Origin of the sequence: Cellulomonas biazotea (assembly GCF_004306155.1) — a bacterium.
In the GTDB taxonomy this organism is placed as follows: Bacteria; Actinomycetota; Actinomycetes; order Actinomycetales; family Cellulomonadaceae; genus Cellulomonas; species Cellulomonas biazotea.
The window spans coordinates 1-4,835 of the sequence record NZ_BIMR01000219.1; the positions used below are offsets into that span (position 1 = coordinate 1).

General features: G+C 76.1%; 3 protein-coding genes and 1 pseudogene. All 4 read right to left on the reverse strand.

Going from position 1 to position 4,835, the window contains the following annotated elements; genetic code table 11:
- A partial coding sequence (locus CBZ_RS13875) for a transglutaminase-like domain-containing protein (RefSeq protein WP_246013392.1) occupies window positions 1–2,110 on the reverse strand: 2,110 nt, incomplete at its 3' end.
- Between the two features lie 110 nt (window positions 2,111–2,220).
- Window positions 2,221–3,369, reverse strand: coding sequence for a DUF58 domain-containing protein (locus CBZ_RS13880; RefSeq protein WP_130782110.1), 1,149 nt, complete (start codon window positions 3,367–3,369; stop codon window positions 2,221–2,223).
- Window positions 3,370–3,371: 2 nt separating this feature from the next.
- A complete protein-coding gene (locus CBZ_RS13885) occupies window positions 3,372–4,328 on the reverse strand; it encodes an AAA family ATPase (protein WP_130782111.1) in 957 nt (318 codons plus the stop codon).
- A 67-nt stretch (window positions 4,329–4,395) separates the two neighbouring features.
- Window positions 4,396–4,835, reverse strand: a pseudogene (locus CBZ_RS20965) (hypothetical protein); the annotation flags it as partial.

A 4,835-nucleotide genomic window follows, 5' to 3' on the forward strand; every position in this document is an offset into this window, starting at 1 on the left:
GCCAGTAGGCGGCGGCCTCCGCGTCGCTCGGGGCGGCGGGCGCGAACACGGCCCGGTCGGCGTGGTCGGCGAGCTCGCGCACGGTCGTGACCACGGCCGTGCCGTCGCGGCCCGGGCGGTCGCCGAACGCCGACGCGAGGGCGTCGGCCGACTCGCGGCGGGTCGCGAAAGGCGGCACGGGGCGACGCAGGTCGCGCGCGTGGTCGACGACCTCGTCCCAGCCGCCCGCGACCCGGACGACCGTGTCGCGGTGGCGGCGCCGCTGCCGGCGGCGACGCGCCTTGAGCGCCCCCACGACGAGGAACGGCAGGAGCAGCAGCACGAGCGGCACGGCCGCGACTCCGGCGACCCGCGCGATGCGCCACCACAGCGCCGCGGCGCTGTCGTCCTCGGCCGGCTCGTCCGTGCTGGGCTGCTCGGTGTCCTCGTCGGGCGGCGTCGCCGCGTCCGGCGGCGGCGGGGGCGGCTGGACGACCTGCGGGTCGGGCTGCGACGGCGCGTCCTGCTGGTCCTCCTGCGGCGTCTGCGTCGGCGGCGGCGTCGGGTCGAACGGCACCCAGCCGTGCCCGGCGAACGCGATCTCGACCCACGCCTGGATGTCCGCGCCCGTGAGGTCGACGGGCCCCTCGGCGGCGTCGGGGACGAAGCCGAGCACGACGCGTGCCGGCAGCCCCATCTCCCGCGCCAGCAGCGCGAGCGCCGACGCGTACTGCTCGCCGTCGCCGACCATGAGGTCGCCACCGAGCAGCTGGGTCATCCGGAACGCACCGTGGCCCGACAGCGACGGGTGGTCCTCGGGGGCGACGCCGTGGCTGAAGTACCCCTCCTCCGACAGCCACCGGGTCAGCGCCCGGGCGACCTGGACCGGCTCGCCCGCGTCGCGGGCCACGTCGGGTGCGGTCATGGCGACCGCGTCGGGGTCTCCCACGACGTCGGGGAGCGTGACGGACGCCGCCGGAGCGGAGCCGATCTCGGCGTCCTCCGGGACGCGCGGCACGACGACGTCCACGCCGTAGCGCAGGCCCTCGTGCACGCCGCCGACGAGGACGGCCGCCCCGGTCGCGTCGTTGTAGCGCAGGTCGGCGGCGGAGTCGCCCACGACGTCGAACGCGGTCGCGGAGCCGACGGTCGGCAGCCACACGCCGGTGAGCGCGCCGATCTCGACCTCGACGTGCGCGCGGTCGCCCCGCACCGTCGTCTCGAGGTCGTCGCCGACCCGGCGGAACTCGCCCGACGCGTCAGCCGAGCCGTCGCTGGAGACGTTCCACACGACACCGTCGTAGCGGTCCATCGTGGCGAGCCGGACACGGGCACCGCTCGGCAGGCCCTCGACGGTCAGCAGGGTCGCGTCCTCGTCGACCTTGACGAAGTGGCGGAACGCCGACAGCGGGCTCGGGTAGTCGCGCGGGTCGAAGGGCGGCACGATCTCGTCGCGCACCACGTACCGCGTCGTGTCGCCGACGACGACGGGTGCGCCCAGCACACCGCCCGCGAGAGCGACCGCCGCGAGCGCGCCGACGGCCACGACGCGTCGCGGCCGCAGCAGGCCCGCGCGGGCGGACGCCCAGGGCAGGAGCAGCAGCGTCAGCACCGTCCCGGTGAGCCACGGCGCCGGGACGGGCTCACGAGTCCCGAGCACGACGACCGCGACCATGACGGCGAGCGGCACGACCGCGGCCGACGCGGCGGGCAGCGGGCGCCGCACGCGCGCCGTGACCGACACCGCGGCGGCCGATCCGACGAGCGCCAGCAGGTACGCCGCGACGAGGAGCGAGCCGCTCGTCCCGACGGGCGGCTGCAGCGTGAGGACCTGCTTCCAGGTCGACGTGGTGCCGCGGACGAGCTCGACGACCGTCGCGCCCGTCGGGACGACCCCGGCGAGCGTCGTCGTCGGCGCGGCGAGCGCTCCCCCGGCCACGACGTAGGTGGCGGTCAGCGCGGCGACCGTCACGGCCGCCGACCAGCGGCGTGCCGCGGCCCACAGCGCGACGCCCGCGCCGAGCGCGAGACCCCCGACGACCGCGGGGACTGCGGCCGTGCCGCCGTACACGGCCAGGAGCGGCCACAGGACGAGGGCGAGCGCCCCGACGAGGCACACGACGTCGATCACGAGCGGGACCCCGGTGCGCCGGGCGCGCGCAGGCACCGCCGGGCGGGGCGTCGCCGCCGCCGGGCGGGGGGCCGGGGTCGTGCGGGGAGCCGTGGGGGTCGCCGTGCCGCTCACGCGACCACCCGGCGCAGCAGGCGGGGCAGGTCGTCGAGACCGCCCACGGTCGACAGGCTCAGCGCACCCTGCGTGCGGACGGAGACCTCGGAGCCGCGCTCGCACCGCACGACGACCGTGCGGGTGCCGACCGGCACGTGCCGCGCCCCGAGCCGCAGGGACGCGTCGTCCGCGACCGAGCCGGTCACGAGGACCGCGACCGAGACGTCGGGGGTCTCGCGCGCGACGCGCCGTCCCAGCAGGGCGATCCCCGCACCACCGGGCTGCTGGACCAGGCGCGCGCAGTCGTCGAGCAGGAGCGGCGGGGTCTGCACGCGCAGCGCGCCCGGCCCCGCCAGCACCGCGATGTCGCGCTGCTCGCGGATGGTCTGCACGCCGAGCGACGCGACGATCGACACCGCGAGCTCGAACTCGTCCTCGTCGGCGTAGTCGCGCGGGTCCGTCGCGAGCGCGAGGACCGTCTGCGTCCGCCGGGTGTCCTCGAACTGCTTGACCATGAGGCTGCCGCGGCGCGCGGTCGTCCGCCAGTGGATGTACCGCCGGTCGTCGCCCGCGACGTAGTCGCGCAGCGCGTGGAACGACAGGTCGGAGTCCGACAGGTCGCGCGTCGACTGACCCTCGAGGTCGCGCAGCAGGCCCGAGCTCGAGCCGGTGAGCGCGACCGTCAGCGGGTGCACGAACAGCTCGACGGGCGTCGTCCACCGCACCGCGCGCCGCACCAGACCCAGCGGGTCGCCGCGCACGGACCGCACCGGACCCACGACGACCACGGCGCGGCGCGACGTGGGGATCGCGAACAGCTCGTCGTGCGACGCACCGGGCGCGAGCACGGGGATCCCGAGCTCGGCCACCGCCGCGCCGACGGGCAGCTCGACCCGCGCGGGCAGCGACCGGCTGCGTCCGTCGTTGCGCACCTCGACCCGGCCGACCGCCCGCTCCCCGACGCGCACACGCCGGTCCGCCATGTCGAGCGACACGGCGAACCGGGAGCGGCCCAGCGTCATGAGCAGCGACACGACCAGGACGGCCGTGAGGGCCGCACCGATCGCGGCGGTCTCGAGCCAGCCCAGCCAGCGGCCCAGGACGAGGCCCGCGACCGCGGCCGCCAGGACGCCCCAGCCGAGCGAGGAGATGCGCAACGACACGGTCACACGGCTCGCAGGACCGACGGTGCCGTCGTCTCGAGGATGCGGTCCAGGACGTCCGCAGCCCGCACCCCGGCGAACTCCGCCTCGGTGTCGAGGACGAGCCGGTGCGCGAGGACGGGCTGCGCGAGGTCCTTGACGTCGTCGGGCAGCACGTACTCGCGCCCTTCGGACGCGGCCCACACCTTCGCGCAGCGCACCAGCGCCAGGCCGCCGCGGACGCTCGCGCCGAGCGCCGTCTGCGCGTCGGACCGCGTCGACTCGGTGAGGCGCGCCACGTAGTCCAGGACGGCCTCGTCGATGTGCACGGTGCGCGCGAGGTCCGCCATCGTCCCGACCGCCTGCGTCGTGATCCGCGGCGTGAGGTTCGTCGTGCGGTCGCGAGCGCCCGCGAGGATCTCGATGGTGGACGCGCGGTCCGGGTAGCCGAGCGACGTCTTGATGAGGAACCGGTCGAGCTGCGCCTCCGGCAGGCGGTAGGTCCCGGCCTGCTCGATGGGGTTCTGCGTCGCGATGACCATGAACGGGCGCCCGACCGCGTGGGTCACGCCGTCGACCGTGACCTGCCCCTCCTCCATGACCTCGAGCAGCGCCGCCTGCGTCTTGGGCGAGGCGCGGTTGATCTCGTCCGCGAGCACGACGGACGCGAACACCGGGCCGGGGTGGAACTCGAACTTGTGGCTGCCCTGGTCGTAGATCGTCACGCCCGTGACGTCCGACGGCAGCAGGTCGGGCGTGAACTGGATGCGGTGGTGGGTGCCCTGGACGGTCGCGGCGATCGCCTTCGCGAGCGACGTCTTGCCCGTGCCGGGTGCGTCCTCCAGCAGCAGGTGGCCCTCGGCGAGCATCGCCGTGAGGGCGAGCCGGACCGGGCGGTCCTTGCCCAGCAGCGCCTGCCCGACGTTGCCGACGAGGGCGTCGAACGTCTCGGCGAACCATGCGCTCTGCTCGGGGGTCATGTGCGGGGGCTCCGTCTCGTGCGGTGAGGAAGGGTCTCGGCGGGTCGGTGGGCGCGGCAGGTCGCGGTCATCCCCCACCGCCGCCGGGGTCGGGCGCGGGGGTGGGCACCGGCTCGGACCGCTGGGACTCGGCCCACGAGCCGCTCTCGCCGAACTGGTTGACCGCCTTGACCCGCAGCGTGACGCGCGAGCCGGCGGCGACGGCGGTGGGCAGCGGCGCGGAGCTCAGCGACGACGACCCCGCGGTCGTGAGCGCGGCCCACCCACCGTTGTCGACCCGGTACTCGACGCGGTAGCCCGTGATCGCGGACCCGCCCGTGTCGCCGACGTCGGCCCAGTCGGCGGACACCGACGTCCCGTCGTCGGCGACCAGGACCTCGAACCCGCCGCTGACGTCGCCGGGCTCGGACGCGCGCTCGATCGTGCGGTCGGCTCCGACGGACGCGGACGCGCCCGCCGAGGTGAGCGCCTCGACGTCGACGTGGACGGTCGTGCGCCGGTTGCCGA